The sequence below is a fragment of the Companilactobacillus sp. HBUAS56275 genome (assembly GCF_036913655.1).
GTDB lineage: Bacteria > Bacillota > Bacilli > Lactobacillales > Lactobacillaceae > Companilactobacillus > Companilactobacillus pullicola.
On the sequence record NZ_JAYKKK010000002.1, the window covers coordinates 349,548 to 372,068 of the forward strand.

General features: G+C 36.0%; 20 protein-coding genes and 1 pseudogene. 19 read left to right on the forward strand and 2 right to left on the reverse strand.

Translation table 11 applies throughout. The annotated features are described in order from the left end of the window. The first annotated feature begins 195 nt into the window (after positions 1-195). The 5 genes from U8526_RS05265 (at position 196) to U8526_RS05285 (ending at position 7,258) form a co-directional block, all read left to right on the forward strand. Complete coding sequence (locus U8526_RS05265) at positions 196-1,032, forward strand: PRD domain-containing protein (RefSeq protein WP_334340919.1); 837 nt, start codon at positions 196-198, stop codon at positions 1,030-1,032. A gap of 113 nt (positions 1,033-1,145) precedes the next feature. Continuing rightward, the gene (locus tag U8526_RS05270) at positions 1,146-3,149 is read left to right on the forward strand and encodes a beta-glucoside-specific PTS transporter subunit IIABC (protein ID WP_334340920.1); all 2,004 of its coding nucleotides are present in this window, start codon (positions 1,146-1,148) and stop codon (positions 3,147-3,149) included. Positions 3,150-3,213: 64 nt separating this feature from the next. Beyond that, positions 3,214-4,662 (forward strand): glycoside hydrolase family 1 protein, encoded by a 1,449-nt coding sequence (locus U8526_RS05275; RefSeq protein WP_334340921.1) that lies wholly within the window; start codon positions 3,214-3,216, stop codon positions 4,660-4,662. A 72-nt stretch (positions 4,663-4,734) separates the two neighbouring features. Further along, positions 4,735-4,941, forward strand: coding sequence for a hypothetical protein (locus U8526_RS05280; protein ID WP_334340922.1), 207 nt, complete (start codon positions 4,735-4,737; stop codon positions 4,939-4,941). A gap of 112 nt (positions 4,942-5,053) precedes the next feature. Then, positions 5,054-7,258, forward strand: a complete 2,205-nt coding sequence (locus tag U8526_RS05285) for an SLAP domain-containing protein (RefSeq protein ID WP_334340923.1) — start codon at positions 5,054-5,056, stop codon at positions 7,256-7,258. Positions 7,259-7,302: 44 nt separating this feature from the next. Here U8526_RS05285 and U8526_RS05290 read toward each other — a convergent pair whose 3' ends face one another. After that, a complete protein-coding gene (locus U8526_RS05290) occupies positions 7,303-9,639 on the reverse strand; it encodes an HAD-IC family P-type ATPase (RefSeq protein ID WP_334340924.1) in 2,337 nt (778 codons plus the stop codon). Positions 9,640-9,726: 87 nt separating this feature from the next. On the opposite strand from U8526_RS05290, the gene U8526_RS05295 reads away from it, so the two are divergent. From U8526_RS05295 to U8526_RS05325, 7 genes and pseudogenes are all read left to right on the forward strand, one after another. Further along, complete coding sequence (locus U8526_RS05295) at positions 9,727-10,389, forward strand: HAD hydrolase-like protein (RefSeq protein WP_334340925.1); 663 nt, start codon at positions 9,727-9,729, stop codon at positions 10,387-10,389. 2 nt (positions 10,390-10,391) lie between these two features. Beyond that, positions 10,392-11,207, forward strand: coding sequence for a hypothetical protein (locus U8526_RS05300; RefSeq protein ID WP_334340926.1), 816 nt, complete (start codon positions 10,392-10,394; stop codon positions 11,205-11,207). 13 nt (positions 11,208-11,220) lie between these two features. Next, positions 11,221-11,565 (forward strand): iron-sulfur cluster biosynthesis family protein, encoded by a 345-nt coding sequence (locus U8526_RS05305; protein WP_334340927.1) that lies wholly within the window; start codon positions 11,221-11,223, stop codon positions 11,563-11,565. Between the two features lie 69 nt (positions 11,566-11,634). Beyond that, complete coding sequence (locus tag U8526_RS05310) at positions 11,635-13,284, forward strand: YfhO family protein (RefSeq protein WP_334340928.1); 1,650 nt, start codon at positions 11,635-11,637, stop codon at positions 13,282-13,284. A 69-nt stretch (positions 13,285-13,353) separates the two neighbouring features. Continuing rightward, positions 13,354-15,063: a hypothetical protein gene (locus tag U8526_RS05315; protein WP_334340929.1), complete on the forward strand. Its 1,710-nt coding sequence runs from the start codon at positions 13,354-13,356 to the stop codon at positions 15,061-15,063. Positions 15,064-15,166: 103 nt separating this feature from the next. Next, positions 15,167-15,322, forward strand: a complete 156-nt coding sequence (locus U8526_RS05320) for a methyltransferase (RefSeq protein WP_334340930.1) — start codon at positions 15,167-15,169, stop codon at positions 15,320-15,322. 33 nt (positions 15,323-15,355) lie between these two features. Continuing rightward, positions 15,356-15,919, forward strand: a pseudogene (locus U8526_RS05325) (class I SAM-dependent methyltransferase); the annotation flags it as partial. Between the two features lie 471 nt (positions 15,920-16,390). On the opposite strand, the gene U8526_RS05330 reads toward U8526_RS05325, so the two are convergent. Then, positions 16,391-17,779: a hemolysin family protein gene (locus U8526_RS05330; RefSeq protein WP_334340931.1), complete on the reverse strand. Its 1,389-nt coding sequence runs from the start codon at positions 17,777-17,779 to the stop codon at positions 16,391-16,393. Between the two features lie 226 nt (positions 17,780-18,005). Between U8526_RS05330 and U8526_RS05335 the strand changes: the two genes are divergently transcribed. From U8526_RS05335 to U8526_RS05365, 7 genes are all read left to right on the forward strand, one after another. After that, a complete protein-coding gene (locus tag U8526_RS05335) occupies positions 18,006-18,572 on the forward strand; it encodes a hypothetical protein (protein WP_334340932.1) in 567 nt (188 codons plus the stop codon). Between the two features lie 121 nt (positions 18,573-18,693). Further along, positions 18,694-19,593 (forward strand): phosphogluconate dehydrogenase (NAD(+)-dependent, decarboxylating), encoded by a 900-nt coding sequence (gene gnd / locus U8526_RS05340; protein WP_334340933.1) that lies wholly within the window; start codon positions 18,694-18,696, stop codon positions 19,591-19,593. Between the two features lie 55 nt (positions 19,594-19,648). Further along, positions 19,649-20,068, forward strand: a complete 420-nt coding sequence (locus U8526_RS05345) for a fluoride efflux transporter FluC (RefSeq protein WP_334340934.1) — start codon at positions 19,649-19,651, stop codon at positions 20,066-20,068. Continuing rightward, a complete protein-coding gene (locus U8526_RS05350; protein WP_334340935.1) occupies positions 20,065-20,406 on the forward strand; it encodes a fluoride efflux transporter FluC in 342 nt (113 codons plus the stop codon). The genes U8526_RS05345 and U8526_RS05350 overlap by 4 nt, the downstream gene beginning before the upstream one ends. Positions 20,407-20,416: 10 nt before the next feature. Beyond that, positions 20,417-20,839 (forward strand): DUF805 domain-containing protein, encoded by a 423-nt coding sequence (locus U8526_RS05355; protein WP_334340936.1) that lies wholly within the window; start codon positions 20,417-20,419, stop codon positions 20,837-20,839. Positions 20,840-21,100: 261 nt separating this feature from the next. Further along, a complete protein-coding gene (locus tag U8526_RS05360) occupies positions 21,101-21,667 on the forward strand; it encodes an SOS response-associated peptidase family protein (protein ID WP_334340937.1) in 567 nt (188 codons plus the stop codon). Positions 21,668-21,677: 10 nt separating this feature from the next. After that, entirely contained in the window at positions 21,678-22,520 is an 843-nt protein-coding gene (locus U8526_RS05365; RefSeq protein ID WP_334340938.1) for a methyltransferase domain-containing protein, read from the forward strand. Position 22,521: the final 1 nt, after the last annotated feature.

Below are 22,521 nucleotides of genomic sequence, written 5' to 3' on the forward strand. Positions count from 1 at the left end.
AAAATTCACTTTTTACAATAATATTTGATACTTTTATAGCTTAATTTCAAAAAGAGACTTGACGTCTTATAAAGAAACCGCTATCATGGTTCCTGTAAACGATGTGTGTTACTGATTCGATCAGGCATAAACCTACTAATATTGTGCATATTTTAGTGTGCAATTAGTGGGTATTTTTTTTAGGAGGGTAAGTCATTGAAATTTATAAGAAATTATAATAATAATGCGGCCCTCGTAGTTGATGACCATCATGTTGAATGGGTAGTTATTGGCAAAGGCATCGGATTTGGCAAGAAAACGGGTGATTTGGTGGACGCATCAAAGATAACCCAACGTTTCAAGTCGGAGAATACAGCAAACATTGATAATTTAGGGGAATATGATAAATCTATCATTGATGTAACTTCTGATATAGTTAACGATGTCGAATCTTTTTTAAAGGTTAAATTTAATGATTATCAATATTTAATTTTGGCTGATCACATCAATTTTGCTTACGAACGGGCAAAAGAGCACATTGAGTTTACAGATAGAGCAGTTAACTGGGAAGTAAAAAAATTATTTCCTAAAGAATATCAAGCAGCGTTAAGGTCAATTAAAATTATCGATAAGGATTTGAAAATTAAGTTTGCTAAGGATGAATTGGTCTTCTTGACTTATCACTTTGTTAATTTGGAGAATGAAAAAGAATCCCTTCAGGACACGATCCAAGTTTCCAAGATAATTGCCGATATCATCAATATTATTCAAATCAGTTACCACAAGACTTTGGATGATGAATCATTCAGCTATAGTCGTCTGGTATCGCATTTGAGATATTTCTTAATTAAAAAAATCAAATCCAACAAGCCTGCTGGTGAACAATTGGACCCTAGTTTGTTGAAATTAATGATTGCTAAATATCCTCAAGAGAATCAAACTGTTCAAAAGATTTCTACATTCTTACGAAATACTAAAGGGTGGGCGTTGTCGTCAAATGATCAAATGTATTTGATCTTACATGTTTGGCGAGTAACCCATCGGGAAAATTAAATACTAGCGTGTTACTGTTCGGCAGGCATTAGCTCAAGAAACCACATTACTATTGGTGAATAGTAGTGTGACCTCTTGAGCTTTTTTGTTTGCCTGGTAAAGGAGAAAATATTATGAAAGACTACGATAGTTTAGCTAAAAAAATTGTTAAATTAGTCGGTGGCAAGGATAACGTTAAAAGTGTTGTTCACTGTGCCACGAGATTACGTTTTAAATTAAAAGACGAAAAGAAAGCTAATACTGAAGAATTGAAAGATACTGACGGTGTCGTAACAGTTGTTCAAAGTGGTGGCCAATACCAAGTTGTTATTGGTAATGAAGTTGCTGATGTTTACGATCATGTCGTCAAAGTAGGTGGTTTCCCAGATGGTGGAACTGTTCCTGACGATTATGGCGAAGACGATGAAAAAACTAGTTTGTTAGATAAATTCATTGATCTGATTTCAGGAATTTTTGCCCCAGCTTTAGGTTGCTTGGCTGCAACTGGTATGATCAAAGGCTTGGCAACAATTCTAGTAACAACAGGATTGGTAACTAAAGCTTCTGGTACCTACGTTATACTTTACGCAATTGGGGATGCTTTCTTCTACTTCCTACCAATTATCTTAGGATTATCAGCCGCTAAGAAATTCGGCGTTGATCAGTTTATTGGATTATCAATTGGTGCAGCACTAGTTTATCCAACCATTGTTGCTTTGAATCCAACTGCTGTAACTGGTAAACCATTATTCACTTTATTTGCTGGTACAGCGTTATCTTCACCAATTCACATTACTTTTCTAAAGATTCCAGTAATCATGATGAACTATACTTCATCAGTTATTCCTATCATCGTAGCTATGTGGATTGCTTCTAAGGTTGAAAGATACCTGAAGAAAGTTATTCCAAGTGTTGTTAAAACTTTCTTAGTTCCATTCTTTACTTTGATTGTTGTTGTTCCATTGACACTTCTAGTTGTAGGACCAATTACTTCATGGATCAGTGACGGATTAGCCGCTGGTGCTTCAGCTCTTTACAACCTAAGTCCAATCATTACGGGTGCTGTTATTGGTGGTTTGTGGCAAATTCTTGTCATCTTTGGCTTACACTGGGGACTTGTTCCATTGGCAATGTTAAATATTCAAAATCTTCATTATGATCCAATTCTTGTTTTAACTGGTGCCGCATCTTTCGCTCAAATTGGTGCTGTTCTAGCCGTTATTATGAAAGTTAAGAGTAAGAAAGTTCAAGGCCTTGGTTGGTCAGCTTTCTTGTCAGGTATCTTTGGAATTACTGAACCAGCCATTTATGGTATTACTTTACCTCGCAAAAAGGTTTTCGCAATGAGTTGTATCGGTGCCGGTATTGGTGGTGCTTTAATGGGACTATTCGGTACTAAGTCTTATATGGTCGGAGGACTTGGTGTCTTCTTATTCCCTAGTTATATTGGTGCTAGTGGTATGGACATGTCAGTTTATGGTGCTCTTATTTCATGGGTTGTTGCCTTTGCGATTGCACTTGGTCTTTCATTAGTCTTTGGTTTCAGCAAAGAGGATCTTAAGAACGAAAATTCCGTTAAAGAACCAGTTTCAAATGATGCAGAACCACAATTAGCCACTGCTATGGCTAGTTCAGCAACAGCTACAACAACTGCTGCTCCAGAAACAGTTGAAAAAGAAGCCGTTGCACCAGAAACAATTATTAGTCCTATTAAAGGTTCGACAGTTCCATTAAGTGATGTTAAGGACGAAGTGTTTGCTTCAGAAGCACTTGGTAAGGGAGTCGCAGTACTTCCTGATGAAGGAAAAATTTATTCACCAGTTGATGGAACAATCAGTGTTGTTTTCCCAACTAAACATGCTATTGGTATTAATTCAAAAGGCGGCGCCGAATTATTGATTCATATCGGTATGGATACCGTTCAACTAGAAGGTAAAGGCTTCACTAGTCACGTTGAACAAGGTCAAGAAGTACATCAAGGTCAACTGTTAATGGAGTTCGATGTTGATGGAATCACTAATCAAGGTTATGACGTTACAACGCCAATTATTGTTACTAATTCGAAGAACTATAACGATGTTAAAGTCTTGGTTGATGGTCATGTTGAACCTGGTGACAGTATCATTGATTTAAAATAAACTTTAATTTTTATGCCAGAAAGCGTTAACATATAATTATATTGAAAATGAAGGAGTAAGGACTATGACAGAATTTCCAAAGAACTTTTTGTGGGGTGGAGCTACTGCCGCCAATCAATATGAAGGTGCCTGGGATGTTGATGGTAAAGGAGCTAGTACCGCTGATCTTTTGCTAGGTGGAACTTATGAAAAACCACGTACATTTACTAAAGAGTTACAACCTGATGGCTATTATCCATCACATGAGGGTAGTGATTTTTATCATCACTACAAGGAAGATATCAAGTTACTAGCCGGTATGGGCTACAAGACTTACCGTATGTCAGTTGCTTGGACAAGAATTTTCCCTAATGGTGATGACGCTGAACCTAATCAAAAAGGTTTGGATTTCTATCGTAATGTTTTTGAAGAATGTCGCAAATACGGCATTGAACCATTAGTTACAATTTCACATTACGAAATGCCTTATCATTTAACAGAAGCTTATGGTGGCTGGGATAATCGTAAGGTTATCGACTTCTACGTTAAGTATGCTCAAACTTTGTTTACAGAATATAAAGATTTAGTTCACTATTGGCTAACATTTAATGAAATTAATATCGGTATGATGTTCGGTGGTTATATGTCATTAGGATTACCAGTTAAAGATGGTGCTGCTCCATTTAACGGTGAAATGACTGATGAAGATATTCAAAATAATCTTCAAGGTTTGCATCATCAATTCGTTGCCAGTGCTTTAGCTGTTAAAATTGGTCACAAGATCAATGCTAAAAATATGATTGGTTGTATGATTGCTGGTAATGTTAACTATCCATTGACATCAAATCCGGATGATATTTTGAAGGCTCAACAAGCTAACGAAATTAACAACTATTACTGTGGTGACGTTCAAGTCCGCGGTGCTTATCCACACTTTGCACAACGTTTCTGGGATGAACACAACGTTAAATTGAACATCACAGCTGAAGATAAAGAAGTTCTTAAAGAAGGAACTGTTGATTACTACACATTCAGTTACTACTCATCAAACGCTTTGACAGCAGATCCAAGTAAAGCCGAAGCTGCAGGTAACTTCAGTACAGGTGTTAAAAACCCTTACCTCAAGTACAGTGAATGGGGCTGGGCAATGGATCCTAAGGGACTTCGTTGGTATCTAAATGACGTTTATGGACGTTATGAAATTCCCGTTATGGTCGTTGAAAATGGCTTAGGTGCTCGTGATACTGTTGAAAAAGATGGATCAATCAACGATGATTACCGTATTGAATATCTCAAGGGTCACATCGAACAAATGAAAGAAGCTATCAAAGATGGTGTCGATTTGATTGGTTACACTCCTTGGGGCTGTATTGATTTGGTATCTGCAGGTACTGGTCAAATGGCAAAACGTTATGGCTTCGTTTATGTTAACCGTGACGATAATCAAGAAGGTGACTTCAGCCGTACACCTAAGAAGAGTTACTACTGGTACAAGAAAGTTATCGAATCAAATGGAGACGATTTGGCAAATTAACAAGCGTCTTAATTGCGTAACTGGAAATTTGCTTTCATAATTAACCTAGAAGTTCAAAAGAGGTATGACATTATGAAAGATAAAGTTCCCAGAGTTACTTTAAGAATTTCAATATTAGTTTTAGTATTGTTAACAATTTTGTTGCTGATAATGAGACAGCCACATGCTGTTTTAGCAATGTTTGCCGTGATAGTATTGTCCATCGTCTATTTGATGGGAATGCAAAAGAATCACAGTGAGTTTATGCAACATCATAAACATGAAGAAGAATTTAAATAAAAATAGAATAAAAAAGGGAGACACTTTTCTGAAAATGTGTCTCCCTTTTGCTATCGTAACTGCTATTCTAGAGGTGTAGATTCATATAAGAATATCAGGGAGATATGTTTTTATGAAAAAATATGAAATGGTAGCTTTAACTGGGGTATTGCTATCCGCAACAATTCTGGGTGCTAATACTTCAGTCGTTGAGGCTGCAAGTAAATCAAAGGAAATTCATGTCAAAAATGAATTGAAAGAAGACCCCGTAATTGAGGCAACCAGTTCTTTATCGGATGCGGTAACGACGGGTAAACAAAAGTTTTCTGATTTGAAAGATGGACAGACACTTGAGGTTTCACCAATCTTTCAAGAAGACGTCGATAGCAGCAATGAAAAATATGAGACTTTACTGCAAAATAAATTGGGAATTGTTGATGATAAGGGAAATCCATTAACAATGACAATTGAACAACGCGATAAAAAAACTAACTTTGCATCAAAAGTCAGTTATAAAAATGGCGAACAAACTAAAACTTTCAATTTGAAATATAATTATTTCAAACCAGAGTTAATTTCAGGACGAGCAGATCCGATGAACTTTAAAGGAACCAGTTTGCCAAGTTCATTTAATGATGCAATTACTAGTGGGGATCATTTAAATGATTCCAGCACTAATGTTTCCAAGTTATCGCGTAACAAAACAGACCTAAATGGACATAAAGCTGTTGTTGAAACTAAAATAACCCAGATAAGTCCGGATATAGATACTAAAGGTGGAGAAATTGTATTTGTTCCAACTGATACAACGTATAACGTGGAAGGTGCTCCTTTAATTCGTCATGTAAAAATTTTTCAAGAACCAAATTGGCAACAATTGAGTAATAGAACTTTACAGTTAAATGATAAAACTGGATTAGCTAAGCCAGTTACGATTACTGATTCTAATGGCAATAAGTACTCCGTTACTATAAAATCGGGTACGGTCGATATCACTAAGCCTGGAAAATATACTGTAACTTATGAGGCTACTGGAATTGATGATAATGGAACTCCAGTTATCGACGAAGGTAATCATGTTGTTGGACAAAATATTATTTATACAAAACAAAACCAATCAATAACTGTTTCAGGTGATACAACACAGGTTAATTACAATTTTATTATTAAGGATAAAAATACTGGTGATGTTATCGATACACAATCTGGCCAAGCAGCAGATGGTTCAACCATAACGGTAGACACATCTAAGCTTCCTAGTGGTTATACTTTGAGTAACGCTCAAAAGACGTTTAAAGTAGATGCTAAGAATCCATCTAAGACTATTGAAATTGCCAAGAGTGTTAATTACGATATTAAATATTTAGATAAAGATACTAATAAACAAATTGGTAAAGATGTAACTGGTACAGGGGATGAAGGAAGTTCGATTGTCTTACAGGTTCCAAGTGGTTACGACTTTGCGAATGCTTCAGATATGATGCTCACTTTGAACAGTAAGACTCCTCAGAAGACTATTTATTTAACTAGAAAGTCGATTCCTAGCATTCCGGCTGAAAGATTGGATTACACGATTCAATACAAGGATTCAAAGACTAGTGAAGTAGTTGATAAAACTACAGGCCAGGGCAACCTAGGCGATTATATCAACGTTAAAGCGCCAGATGGTTATAGTTTGGCCGACTTATCTTCATATGGGTTTTTGCTCAATAAGGAGAATATGACCTTTACTAGCTATGTAACAAAGGCTGATACTTCGTATAGAATTTCTTATATTGACGAGAATACTAATAAAGAAGTAGGAACTCAGACGGGTGAGGGTGCAGTTGGCTCAAATCTCAATTTGAAAGTTCCGACAGGATACACATTAATCAACGCTGATGATGCCATTTATCAGATTAAGAATGGTAGTAAAGATGTCCAAATCCTTGTGAAGAAAGCAGAAGACAGTGATGATTTAGGCTTAGTTTCAACCTATCCTGATGGTGGTTCCGTTCAAGTTTACGATGCTAACGGTAAAGCAATAGATGTGGATTTAGCACAGGCTAGCGATTGGGTAACCGATCAGCTAAAGAGTATCAACGGTGTTGAATATTATCGGGTGGCAACTGATAAGTATATCAGGACAGATAAAGCTTATAAGTACGTGCCATTCAGTGATGTAATTGTAACTTCGAAAGAGACACCAGTTTATGATTGTAAGGGCAAGTTGAATACTGAAAAAGTACTAGGAAAGAATACACCTTGGTATACAGATCGAATTGCCGAGATCAATGGAATTAAAATGTATCGAGTCGCCACTAATATGTGGGTTAAGGCCGGTGAAGTAAAAGATTAATAGTGGTAACAAAAAATCTCAGTCCAAAATGGATTGAGATTTTTTTACTTCCAATTAATTTTAGAAAATACTCTTCGACCTAAGACTTCACGCATGAACATGAATAGTGGCCAAGCAATCAAGAAGATGGCTACAAAGAGATATGCGTATTTCAAAGTCAAAATACTTTGCAATCCGAATGGTTTGTTTCCAAAGATAAAGGTAATAATGAATAAAACAAACGAGATAGCAATCATAACTTTCTTTCTTACAATCAATGGATTACTAATTGAGATCAAGGCACAGTAACCGATAATACCGATTGTGAAGACACAAAGAGTTGAAGTTGTCGCAAAATTATAATTAAAGTGTCGACCTAAAATTGAAATGGCCACGATGAAAATAATATTACAAATGGCAGACGGTAAAGCTATTTCCATAACGTTACGCATGAAACGTCCAGCTGGTGGTGTGTAATTTGGTTCCAAAGCCAGAATGAACGTCGGAATACCAACTGTTAGTGCATTGATTGGTGTCAGTTGTGATGGTTGGAAAGGATAGCCAGTTCCTAAAATAATGAAGAAGATCGACAAAACAACGGAATAAATTGTTTTGATCAAGAATAGTGAAGCTACTCTTTCAACATTATTGATAACTCGACGACCTTCATTCAACATGAAAATCATTGAATCGAAGTTGCGGTTTAATAAAACAAAATCAGCTGAAGCTTCAGCGGCATCACTTTCACCAGCAATGGCAACACTACAATCAGATTGGCGCATGGCCAAAACATCGTTGACACCATCCCCAGTCATACCGACAGTAAGACCATTGTCTTGCATGGCTTTAATTAAATCGGCTTTTTGATTAGGACGAACACGACCGAAAACTTTATACTTTTTAACCAAATCATGATAGTCTTCATCATCTTTGACACTGCTCATATCAATGTAATTATTCCCTGTGGAGATGCCAGCTTGTGCAGCTACATTGGCAACTGTCACGGGATTATCACCAGAAATGATTTTTAAATCGATTCCCTGGTTCTTAAGATATGAGAAGGTAGAAGGCGCTTGAGGTCTGACTTCATCAGAAATCAATAACAAACCTAAAAGGGTCTGTTGAGAAGTTTCTTTAAGAATAGCAATCACACGAAAGCCCTTTTCAGCAGCTTTCTCTACAGTCTGAGTAACTTCGGGAGCGGGGTTCTTGATAATGAATTCAGGAGCCCCCATAATGTAACGAACGTTTTCTTCATCTATAAAGCCAGAATATTTAGTTTCGGATGAGAAAGGAATAACTTTTTTAACTTCAGTCTTAAATACTTCAGCGTCTAAATTTTTAATCGCCAAGGCAGTCGCGTTAGTTTCCTGGGTTGCTTCGACAATTTTACTTACGATGGCCTGAACTTGAGCGGTACTGAAGCCGTTATAGGTGATGGTCTTTTTAACCGTCAACTTACCAGTTGTGATCGTACCGGTTTTATCGAGGCATAAGGTGTCGACTCGAGCCAGAGTTTCAATTGCACTAAGTGATCGTACCAAGATATTACGTTTGGATAAGTTGTAAGAACCAGTTGCCAATGCCACAGCAGTTAATAGAACTAAACCTTCAGGAATCATCCCGATAACGGAAGCGGAAGTTCCTAAAATTGATTGGGAAACATCGCCATTCTTTAAGAATGAGCGGAAAAATAAAAGAAGTCCAATAGGGATGATAGTGTATGTTAAAATTTTAATAATGTTATTAATTATTTTCATTAAAACGCTAACAGAACGTTTTTCCTTACCGACGGCTGATGACAATTTAGAAACGAAGCTCTCATGACCGACTTGAGTCAATTGAATTTTAGCTTGTCCAGCAATGGCAAAGCTACCAGAGAAGACTTCATCGTCAACTAACTTGTTGATAGTATCTGATTCACCAGTGATACTTGATTCGTTGATCTGTAATCCGTTAGAATAACGAACAATTCCGTCAGCAGGAATCGTATCGCCACGTTTAACCAAGACGATGTCATCTTCAACTAATTGATCGATAGTAATTTCTTGTTTGTGTTTGTCACGGATAACGGTGAAACTTTGAGTGTTGACGAGGCTTATTTTATCGACAGTGATTTTAGCTCTGATTTCTTGATAGCTACCGATAATAATGTTAGCAATTACTGGTCCTAAGAAGAATAAATTCCGATAAGAACCAGTCCAAAAAATCAAAATAGCGATGATTAAATTTAGAAGATTGAATAATGTGAATAAGTTATCGGCCAAGATTTTTGGTATTGGACGCGATAATTTTTTGATTTGTACGTTTGTCAGTCCCTTTTGAGCTTGGGTGGCGACTTGCTGACCCGTGAGCCCTTCTTCGAGGCTGGTATATGTTTTCGGTTTTTTAATTTTTACCATACTCTACCTACGACTGTTAGTTATTTTTAATTGAATGCTATATAATCTTTACATAACTTAAATTTAACATAAAAGGATGAATTTAATTTGAACAATTTATTTTTTGATCTCGATGGAACCATTATTAATTCTGAAGCAGGAATTATGAAAAGTTTGAGATATATGTACCAACATACTTTGGGATATATTCCTCATGATGATGAGACATTACATACTTTCATTGGACCAACTCTGGGTGCCTCACTTCAAAAATACGATCATTTAGCACCAGATGATCCGATGATTAATCAAAGTATAGCCGCCTTTAGGGAATATTATCAAGAAGAAGGCTGGATGCAGTACACTGTTTATGATGGTGTTCTGGATATGCTTAAGGAATTAAAAGAGGCTGATAAGCAACTGTTTATTGCCACTTCTAAACCTGAAGTTTTTGCTAAAAGAATTATTGACCAATTAAATATGAAAGAATATATCAGACATGTTTTCGGTGCAGCCGAAGATGAGTCCGTTCGTTCATTAAAAGAAGATGTTATTTCTTATGGAATCGACAAAACTTCCGTTGAATTAGATACAAGGAATCTTGTTATGGTTGGGGATCGTAGCAGTGATATTGTAGGGGCACATAAAAACAATTTGAAAGCTATTGGCGTTACATATGGATTTGGCGACTATGACGAATTAAAGGCCGCTGACTCTGAATGGATCGTCAACAAGCCTCAAGAGATTGTTAATCTAGCTATGGAGAAATAATTATGAGCAAGTCATTGTCTTACAATAGGCACGGTTTTACATTAATTTTGTTATCAATTTGTCTAATGGTAATTGTCTTTTTGGGTATCACTCTGTCTACTGTTCTGAATAGTAATTATGTGAAGAAAGTTGTCAGCAGTGAAGCTAACGTAACGTTGATCAAGAATTATACCAATCAGCGATTGGGACGACTAGTCAACAGTTACTCCATTTCGGCTAATTTATCATCTGTTAACTTAACTAATAAAGATGTCAAAAAGATAATCAATACCTCCGTGGATGAGGTGTATAGCGATGACTCGCAATTAACAATTGGTAGTGCCATCTTGGCTACTATCAGTACTAAATTAAAAGCTGAAGCACAAAGTTACGGTCTGAATATCGATAATGAAATCGATACGGTGATAAAAAGTAATGAAGATATGATGAACCAAATTGTCGATAACGATTTAGGGCCGATAGAGTCGGTGATCGTCAGAATTCAAACAATTAAAAAGTTGATCAAGACCGTTATGGTAGCGGCTGCCGGAATTTTTCTGCTGTTGGCGATACGGTTACGTTCCAAGGTTAGCTCGAATATGTTGTTCTTCCATCATTTGGGAACAGTCGGTATTTGTACCTCAATCTTGTTAGCAATCGTATTAGGTTGTATTTACTATCCGTTACAAGATATTATCGTAAGCAATATTGACTATAATGTCAGGGATGTATTATACAATGTCCTCAATGGGATATTTTTAAGTTACATAACAATTATATTTATGGTATTTATTCTCAGTTTGATCGATTGGGGAAGTACGATGAAGTATAAGTATTGAGTTGAGGTCGCTAATGAAAATTGAATTAAGCAATGAGGCACAAATTAAATTAAAAAAATATTTTGACGCTGGTAAGAATCTTTTGCTAGATTTAGATGATGGATTTGGACGTTTTTCAGATGAGGGTACTTGCGCACTCTTAACCAAATTTCGAATTATCGTGGTCGATTCAAATGAAGATTTATCAGATTATACAGTCCATTTGGACAGTGCTTTAGGAACGATTTATTTTAAAGACAGTGCAAAAGATTTTCTGGATGAACACTTATCATTGAAAGTTGATCCTAAAACACAGCTGTTAACTTTTAGTAATTCAAAAGAGTTAATCGATAAGAGTGTCAATATTATTGAAGAATAGAAAAATATCTTGAGGGAGTTTGAAGACTGATGTCTTTGAACTTCCTCTTTTTGTTTTAGGTATGAAACTATGAAAAAATTCTTTGAACAGCACAAAATGATTTCTATCTGGGTCTTATTTCTCGTTATGAGCGTGGCAATTATTTATACAACGGACTTGAAGAATGGTCATATTTGGTCTTATTTGGATATTGATACGGATGGTCGTTTTCACGTGTTGAGAATTGAAGGTTTATATCAAGCTCTTAAACAGGGACAATTATTTCCAGTTGTGAATATGGCATTCATGGGTGGATTTGGTTATATTTCTAATGTCTTTTACGCTGACTTGTGGCTCTATCCAGCGGCTATTTTAAGATTGATTGGTTTGACCACAGCCCAAGCTTTTGTGACATATTATGTCATCCTTAACTTTGCTACTTTTTTGATTGCTTTTTATGCTTACCGTTATGTTAGTCATAACGATGGTAAGAGCTTATTGTTTAGCTTTATTTATACGTTAAGTGCCTATCGGATCTTTGACATGGTACGACGTTTTGATATCGGTGAAACGCTAACTTTGACATTTTTGCCGATCGTTATTTTGGGAATCTATGAGATTTTTTACGACGACTCTAGTAAGTGGTACTTTCTAACTTTGGGAATGGTCATGGTAATTTATGCTCATGCCTTATCACCAATATTGATTGGAATGTTAATCTTTTGCGTAATTTTATTTAGAATCAAAATTTTAATTCGAGAACCACGGCGGATTTTAAGATTAGTCTATTCGGGATTACTAGCTGGAGTGTTCAGTTTGGCATACTTTTTGCCAATGTTTGAGCAACTTAATCAAACTAAATTTAAATTAACTTCGCCATTGGTGGATGTGGCACAGAGGAGTAATTCTCTTAAAGATATTTTCACGTGGAGTTTTAATAATGATCTCTATCAGGAAGGCATCGGTCTGGTTCTGATTATTGTTGCTATCGCCATTCCGTTTGTTGTTTGGAAAGTGAAGAATCCGGCTGTTCGAGATTTTGCCATTATTGGAGAAATATTTTTAATAATGACTAGTAAGCTGTTTCCATGGGGAATGTTGGAAGATACACCTTTGAGGATAATTCAATTTCCCTGGCGTTTGAATATGTTGATTACAGTGTTATTCAGTATTTTTTTGGCAGCCGATCCGTTACATCTCTTTGCTAAAAAGCAGTTAAAAGTTATTCTCGTCGGTTTTATATTAGTGTTGACGTTAAATTCAGAATTATTGTTAGTCAAAAATTATCCTCACGAATATGATACCTATACTTCGTTTAATCACTTAGATTCTTATAGTATTGGTAGTGGGGAAGAATATCTGCCTAAACAAGCTAGTTTGAAGAAATTAGAGGGAATGGCACACGTTCCCACTGTTGAAAAAGGTACCATTGAAATTACTGGATTTAAACAAAATGCCTCTAAAATTAGTTTTAATTTTAATGATGCAAACAACGCTAGAATCAATCTACCGATAATTGGTTATTATGGATATTCGGCTAAAAATTCACTTGGCAATGTGTCAGCTTTAAAAATGAATCCTCAAACTGGCTTAGGACAAGTAACACTGAACGGGAAGGGTACTGTCAGAGTTGATTATTATCAAACGTGGATTCAAAAAAGTAGTAGAATTATTTCGATATCTAGTTTGTTGATTTTCTTTTTGACTTTTTATAGTAAGAAAAAAAGAATGAAAAAATGAGTATCTTTTACAGGAAGCTAGTTAGTATAATAAACGTATTGTGTTTATTACTAAGAAAGGTATTTTGTTATGCAATTAACATTTTTGAATAAAAAGAACTGGAAAAAGATAGCAATTGTAGTCGCTACTATTGTTCTTTTCCTACTGGTCAGCATTTTGGCCGTCTATCAAGCACAGATTTTTCAAGATAAGATTTGGTCGTTTTTAGGAACAAGTGATGATCGGTTCCATAATATGCGAATTGAGGGACTATATCATTCGCTACTGCGCCACCAGTACTTCCCATTTATCAATATGTCGTTTATGAATGGTTTTGGATATATTGTTAATATCTTTTATTCTGACTTCTTGCTTTATCCAGCCGCCTTTTTACGTTTGATGGGTTACTCCAGTGCTCAAGCAATTATTAGTTTGAACATTTTATTAACCTTTTTGACGATGGGCGTGTCGTTCCTTTGCTTTTATAAAATTAGAAAAGAATATTGGAGCAGTCTAGTATTCAGTTTCGTCTACACGTTATCAACTTATCGAATGATTGACGTCTTGTATCGTCATGACTTAGGCGAAATAGGGGCTTTTGTCTTTCTACCGATAGCATTATTAGGTATTTATGAAGTCTTCTATGGTGAACATAAGAATTGGTTGTATCTAACTTTTGGTATGACGGGAGTAATTTATTCACACGCCATCACACCATTATTATTGGCTATTTTGATTGTTATAGTAGCAATCTGCCAAATTGCTGAATTACGAAAAACGCCAGCGCGTCTCTTATCACTTTGCTGGGCTACGATTTGTTCATTACTTCTAACGGTGGCTTATTTCTTACCAATGTTGGAACAGATGAAACATACCAAGTTTTTCTTAACGCAATCGAATCCAAACTTAGTAGCAACCGCACCAGATTTTTCTGATATGGCTCATGCTAGTTTGAATAATATTTATGATCAACCAAATCCGGGAATCGTAATGTTATTTGCGGCAATAGTGGTCTTTATTTCCTTAACTAAAATTGAGAATAAAGCCGTTCGTGATTTCTCATTGATTGGTGCAGGAATGCTGCTCTGCAGCACTAAGTTGTTCCCTTGGGAATTATTGAATAAAACACCACTTAAGATGATCCAGTATCCATGGCGTTTTTACATGATTGCTTCATTATTATTAGCAGTCTTTATTGCGGCTGATCCATTGGGATTATTTAAGAAACGTACGATGAAAGTTGTCTTGATGCTATTCGTTATGCTGATAGCAGTTTCGTCTGAATACCGTTTAGTAAATAATTCACCGCTTCAAAGAAATACTTATGAGACTTACAATCAAGCCGAACCTTATAGTATCGGCGGTGGTCAAGAGTATCTACCTGTTGGCACTAATTTAAGTAAGTTACAGAGAAGTAAACACAAGCCTAAGGTAATGACAGGTAAGGCTAAAATTACTGATTTCAAACAGTATGGAACACGTTTAAGCTTTAACTTTAAGAATGCAAAGAACGCCAAAGTCGATCTACCAATTATCGGCTACTATGGTTTCCAAAGTACGCAATCGAAGGGTAAAGTATCAGAACTACGTGTTGATAAGACCAATAATAACTTGGCCCAAGTAACTGTTAATGGTAAAGGTAAAGTAGTAGTTGATTACTTTGAAACGACGACGCAAAAAGTAGCTCGTCGAACTTCATTCTTATCATTACTTGTAATTATTGCAATCTTGTTTATTAATAAATTGAACTTGATCGATTTCAGTAAAATTGAAGGTTTGAAAAGTAGTAAAGAAAAATAATATTTAAGTAACCAGTCGACGCTATGTTGGCTGGTTATTTTTGTTGTTATAGGAGAATATTAATTCTATAATTATAGAAATTTTACAAGTGAGGGTAAAGCCAATGGATTATACAGATTTCAATTCGAAAATTATTGATCAGTGGGTTAAAGAAGGCTGGGAATGGGGCACACCTATTTCTCATGAAGAATACGTTAAGGCACAAAAGGGCGAATTCCGTATGGTTTTGACACCTAATCGAGAAATACCACGTGACTGATTTCCAGAATCATTAGTTGGCAAAAAAGTTTTAGGATTAGCATCCGGTGGTAGACAACAAATGCCAATATTTGCGGCGTTAGGTGCTGACTGTACAGTCTTCGATTACTCACAAAAACAATTAGATGCCGAAGAATTAGTCGCCAAGCGAGAAGGATATGATATCGAAATTATCCGTGGCTACATGACTAAACCTTTGCCATTTGCGGACGACAGTTTTGATTTAATTATTCAACCAGTCGCTAACTGTTACATAGAGGACGTTCAACATGTCTGGAAAGAAAGCCAACGTATTTTGAAAAAAGGTGGTCGCCTGCTAGTAGGGATGGATAATGGCATCAACTATATCTTTGATAAGACAGAAACTAAACTCTATCATGCTCTGCCGTACAATCCGTTAAAGGATGATAAGATCAAAGAAGAGTTCCCACTTGAAGAAGAAGGTGTTCAATTTTCACATACATTGGATGAACAATTACGCGGACAAATCCAAGCCGGTTTTCAAATTGTTGATTTGTATGAAGACACCAACAGTGAAGGTAAACTTCATGATTTCAATATTCCAACGTTCTGGGCTAGTTATTCTGTAAAGAAATAATATCAACCGATATGGTATAAGTATGCTGCCGGCAGTAGAAAATATTCAGATTCTATTATTATTTGCTAAAATTGCGGCAGTTAGATGGTTATATGTAATTAGGTGAGGATTATGAATTTTGGTTTAAGAAATGTTTATTAATTATAGGAACTTACCTGAAATCCCTAGTAGATGTTATCTTTACTATTTAATATTTGAAAAATATACAAGCAATAGAACAGGAAACTAGTCCGGAACAAAAATTGGGAATGCGTTCAGCTATGAAATTATTGTTATCGGCTTTGCCGATTACAATAAGGCCGACTTTTGAACTAATTATTTTGCACGAAGTGTAAAATAATTAGTTCAAAATCGTGCCCATAGCGTTCCAACAGCATTCCCAATTTTTGTGGAGGACGGCAAATTTATACTATATGGATTCAAAAAAATAACCAGCAACTCATAATTGAGCTACTGGTTATTTATCTAGTTTTAATCTTTTAAATCATCAACATCAGTAAGTGATGCTAAATTATCTTGCTTGGTAACGGCCGTTTTATCAACAGTAACTTTAAACCAGTTAACGAATCCGTGATCGAATTCAGCAACCTTAAACTTAAAGTTATCCATTTCGAACTCAAAATCCTTTTGAATGTTAGGATACTTTTCAATGATATAACCACCAACGGTGATAATATCGGAATCCTGGAATTCAGGAATATCGGATCTGAAGTAACGTTCAAAGTCATAAAGCGTTGTCTTACCAGAAACATTGTAAGAGCCGTCAGGATTTTTGACGATATATTCATCAGAAACATCATCAATTTCATCCTTAACAGTACCGAATAATTCTTCGTAAATATCCTTATCGGTAACGATACCACTGGTACCACCATATTCATCGACAACGATGACGATAGGTGTCTGTTTCTTGATCATCTTAGATAGGATATCTTGGATTGGCATTGTTTCAGGAACGGTATTAACTGATCTTAAAATACGGCTGATGCCAACGTTACCGTCAACTTGATTCTGACGGACAATATCGTAAGCATAAACGTAACCTAAGACTTTATCTTTATCGTTATCGGCTACAACAGGGAATCTTGAAAATCCTTGTTGTAAGTAATCCTTGATAACATCTTTAACTTTATCGGTAATATCGACAACGTAAAGACTAGTTCTATCAACCATGATATCCTTAGCAACTTTGTCGTTTAATTCGAAAGCACGTTGCATGAAGATAACATCGTCAGGTTCCATATCGCCACCCTTAATAGATGACTTGGAAAGTCTAAGAATTTCTGATTGGGAGAAAACCTCGTTTTCAGAGTCAGCGGGCTTCATTCCCATTAAACGGACGATACCTGAAGCAGATACGTTTAGTAACCAAACGAATGGATAAACGGCAATGTGGAAGAATCTAAGCGGTGTAACGACAAGCATTAACATCGTCATTGGCATATCGATTGAAATGTTTTTAGGAACGATTTCCGTTAAAACAACTTCTAGATATGTTAGTAAAAGCACACCGACAATGGAACTAACAGCATGCAAACCGCTACTGCCACCAGCTGAGATATGGGCGACACCCAATACTTCAACCAGTAGATATTCGATTGTACTTTCACCGATCCAACCTAAAATGATACCAGCGATACTAGTACCAACTTGAGTCGTTGATAGGTACTCATTGAGGTTATTGACCATCATCAGAGCACGTTTTAATTTTTTGGTATTACCATTGCCCTTGGAAATTGCATCTTCCAGTTGACTAGATCTGGTTTGAACTAAAGCAAACTCAGCAGCAACGAAGAAGAAGGCAAAAATGAAAGTAAGCAAAATGATAATGAAATTTGTTGTAATTGTAGAACTTGACAATATATGATTTCCCCTTCTGTTCTTGTAAGATGAATTATACACCAAAGAAAAACCGACTGTGTCGGCTAAGAGTAAATATTTTTGTTATTACGTCTTTAGTATATCCAATTTCAAGGTTAAAATATAGCAAGGATGATTTAAATTTGAACTACATTGATTTTGTAGTTGAACTTCACAATTATTATTTTTATAATGAAGAGAATGAAACAACCTTGGGGGAATCCTTTTGACTAAAGTAAAAAGCAACAATTTATTAACTCCTGCACAAGCTGCCAAAGATTTAGGGATAAGTGTAGCCACACTGCGTAAATACTCTTTGATCGTTGAACGCACGACTGAGAATAGTAAATATTTTGAACGTAATAGTCAAAATAATCGTTTGTATACGCAAAAGAACATCGAAGATTTTAAGGAAATGGTTAAGTTGAGCCATGGTCCTAAAATGACTCTGGAAACATCTGCAATGCAAATTTATCCAACCTCTGAAGTAAAGAAAGACAAGGCTGAAGTTGGACAAGACGCAGAAAAAGTTAAGGAACTACAGGTAACTGTTGCCAAATTAGAGTCTGAAAATAAAAAACGCGAACTTACAATTAAAGAATTGCAAGATGAGCTTAATGACGCCCAAAAGGCTAAAGAAGAATTACAAGTTGAGTTAGATACTTTGAAGCAACAAGATGCAGAAAAAGTTGAAACTACAACTTCTAATAACAGTGAAAATCTTAAAGAACGTGTTAATGAAAAAGTTAACGACGATAAAAAAGGTCACTGGTGGAACAAGTTCATGGGCTAGACAGCCAATTAAGTCTATGATATCAACCTTTCTAGCAATCGGGTCGTACCAAAATGTTGTTTTTGGTGCGGCTTTTTTATGTATAATTAATCCTTGTGATAACAAATTAGGAGGATTTATTTTGAAATTAGCAATGATTGGGTTAGGCAAGATGGGAATCAACTTAACAGAGAACTTGATTCGTAATGGAAATGAAGTAGTAGCGTTTGATTTAAGTGACGCTGCCAGAAATGATGCCTCAACACTAGGTGCACAAGTAGAACAAACTTTGGAAGATGCTATCAAACAATTGCAAGCTCCACGTATTGTTTGGGTAATGTTACCAGCAGGAAATCCTACAAATGAAACAATTGATAAGCTTAGCGAAATTCTTGATCCCAATGATATTGTAATTGACGGTGGCAATTCATTTTTCGAGGATTCATTGAAACATAACCAAATCTTGAAAGATAAACAAATTAAATTCTTTGACGTCGGTACTTCAGGTGGTATGAGCGGTGCTAATCGTGATGGTAACTTCATGATCGGTGGAGACGATGAAAAAACTTTTGAATATATCGAACCAATTTTCAAAGGAATTGCTCAAACAGACGGATACTTGTATACTGGTAAAGCCGGTAGCGGTCATTATTTAAAGATGGTTCACAATGGTATCGAATACGGAATGATGCAAGCAATTGCTGAAGGATTCGATGTCTTGGAACACAGTCAATTTGATTACAACAAAGAAGCAGTTGCCAAAGTTTGGGAACATGGTTCAGTTATCCGTGGCTGGTTGATGGAGTTAACACAATCTGCCTTTTCAAAAGATCCTAATTTGGACGAAATCAAAGGAATAATGCATTCATCAGGTGAAGGTAAGTGGACTTTGGAAGAAGCCTTGAAACTACAAGTACCAACACCAGTTATTGCGGCGTCATTGATGATGCGTTATCGTTCTTTAGAAGATGATACCTTTACCGGTAAAGTTGTGGCTGCCTTGAGAAATGAATTTGGCGGACATGATGTTGATAAAAAATAACAATTGAGGAAGCTTGCCAGTGACAAGCTTTTTTTGTTCTTGAAGGTGATTTTTTATGATGAAGGAAAAGGGAAAAGTATTCTTACTCCTCTTGATAGGGGCATTTATCGGGAGTAATTTGCGTTATGCAGAGAGTCTGATTTTCAAAACAAGCGATGGTTTTCCACTGGGGACCTTAGTAGCTAATCTGAGTGGGGCATTATTACTACCATTCTTGATTCACTATTTACAGGATAAGTACAATTTGTCATCGCAAGTTGTTTTGACATTAAGTACTGGTTTATTAGGATCTTATACAACTTTTTCAACATTTACAGCTGATACTTATCGACTATATGAGAATGGACAATGGCATCTTTTGTTGATATATCTGACATTTACACTTGTTGGAGGATTTTTGTTGGCACTATTAGGTAATTATTGGGCCGCAAGTGAGGCATTTAATGATTATGTAAGGAGTCGAAAACGACAATGAATTTTTTAATCGTAGGCTTTGGTGCTGCCATTGGCGCCTTCATCAGAAATGAGTTAACCTTATTGCAATCCAAAATACCAGTTGATTTTCCAGTAATTACACTATTGATCAATATCTTTGGTGCCTTGTTATTAGGAATCTTCACTGCACAAATTCATAATGGTGCGATATTATTACTGTTAGGTACCGGATTTTGTGGAGGCTTCACAACATTTGGAACCTTTAGTATGGAGTTAAGTCAGTTATGGTTTCAACATCGATTTGTTAGATGCTTGCTATACTTTGTCTTAACATACATTTTCGGAATTTTAGGATTCATTATTGGTATTCACATTTAGGAGAAATCAAATGCAAATGAAAGAACAAGTATGGAATGAAAGTTTTCATCCAGGAATAATTTCTTCCACAAAATTATATTTTCAAGATCTATTCGTAGGTGCAAAAAGAATGAGCCGTAAAGATTTCTGGTGGGGATTATTAGGAATGAGCATCGTATCCGGAATCATCATGGGAATTTTGACCTTAATAATTATAAAATTGCCAGTAACAGACTTTTACTGGAGTTCAATAGCAGGCGTAGCGCTAGCCATAACGATGGGATACTATATGATTTCCGTATTTACAGCCGTTATTAGAAGACTACATGATAGAAAAATGCGCGGATGGTGGGTATTGTTACCAATAATTCCATTCGTCGGCGATATAGCGTTATTAGTTTTATTGTGCTTACCACAAAAAGACTTTGGAAATTCTTGGGCAAAACAAATATAGAGAGCGAAGCAAGGGTGCCCAGCCTCCGAGGATTTGCCTAAGAACTGGAATTATCCGCCGAACTTGCGGATGATTTCAGTTCTGTAGCAAACCGGAAGAGGTTACCCTTGTGTAGCTCGTTTCCACTATTCAGCAAAGAACCATGGTTTTTTCGAATAGAACAAAGCAAATTATCAATCCAACCTAAAAAAATTCAATTCGAATTGGAATTGAATTTTTTTTAATGCATAATAAGTGAAAGATACAAGCAGGAGGAAAATTATGTGCGGACGATATATGTTTCAACCAGATAAAAATCCTGAAATAAAACGAATCTATCAATTAGCAGTTGACGCCGGCTATAATCCCAAAGTTGGCGAAGTTTTCCCTACCGATGAAACAGCTTTGATTGTTGCTGGAGAAAAGATGGTACGAGTAGTCGGTATGAAGTGGGGCTTTCCAGGGTTCAAGACAGGACAGTCCCTCATTAACGCACGTTCAGAAACAGTTCAACAAAAGCAAATGTTTGCGGACTCGTTTCAAAAGAGACGTTGTGTTTATCCAACAACGGGATTTTTTGAATGGAACAAGTCAAAGCAGAAATATAAATTCAATTTCAGTAATGACCCTGAAACACTTTTTATAGCTGGCTGTTATAATTATTTTGATAACGTTCCACAGAGTATTCTTTTTACGACTCAACCCAATGAATCAATGGTTCAAATCCACGACCGGATGCCATTGATCTTAGCCAAGAACCAAATTAACGCTTGGATATATAACGATGACTTTGCGCGAAATTTTTTGGATAGTGCAATGCCTCAGTTGATATCGAAAGCAGAAGAATAGGTGCTTTTTAATGAATGACAAGATTCAAAAATTTAACAACAGCAGTAATTTTTTTCAGTGTCCACTTTGCGGTGAAAAATTAACTTTAAATGGCAATAGTTTAACTTGTGATCAAAATCATACTTTCGATATTTCTAAAAAGGGATTCGTCGACTTCGTTTTGAACAGTAAACAACAAAAAAATTATGACTTGGAATCATTTGAAAACCGACATTTGATTTTGGAACACGGAATGTATGATCACATCGCTGATAAAATTGTGAAATTAGTGGATCAACTCAAGATTAAAAGTATTCTCGATGTCGGCTGTGGTGAAGGTTATTATTCTAAGAAAATTGCGGAAATGGAAAGTAAAGATGTCTTTGCTTTTGATATTTCCAAAGATTCTATTCAGTTAGCAGCTAAGGGTCCCAATACACCTGTAGAATGGTTTGTAGGCGATTTAGCTCATTTACCAATTCAGGATCAAACAATTGATGGAATCATCGATATTTTTTCACCAGCCAATTATCATGAGTTCAATCGAATTTTACAGCCATCAGGATACGTTTTGAAAGTTATTCCGAACGAATACCATGTTCAAGAACTTAGAGAGCAAGCTAAGGATCAACTAAAACAGGAAAAATACTCCAATCAGAAGGTTTTAGACTACTTCGAGGAGCATTGTACGCTGGTGGATCAAATCGACGCTACAAAGACGTATAACGTTACTGAGGAAGAACGCACAGCCTTTATCAATATGACACCGTTACTTTTTAACGTTGATAATAGTTTGATTGATTGGAATCAAGTAAAACAAATAACAGTGGGTTCGACAATCTTAGTTGGACAAATCAAAAACGCCAATTCCTAGG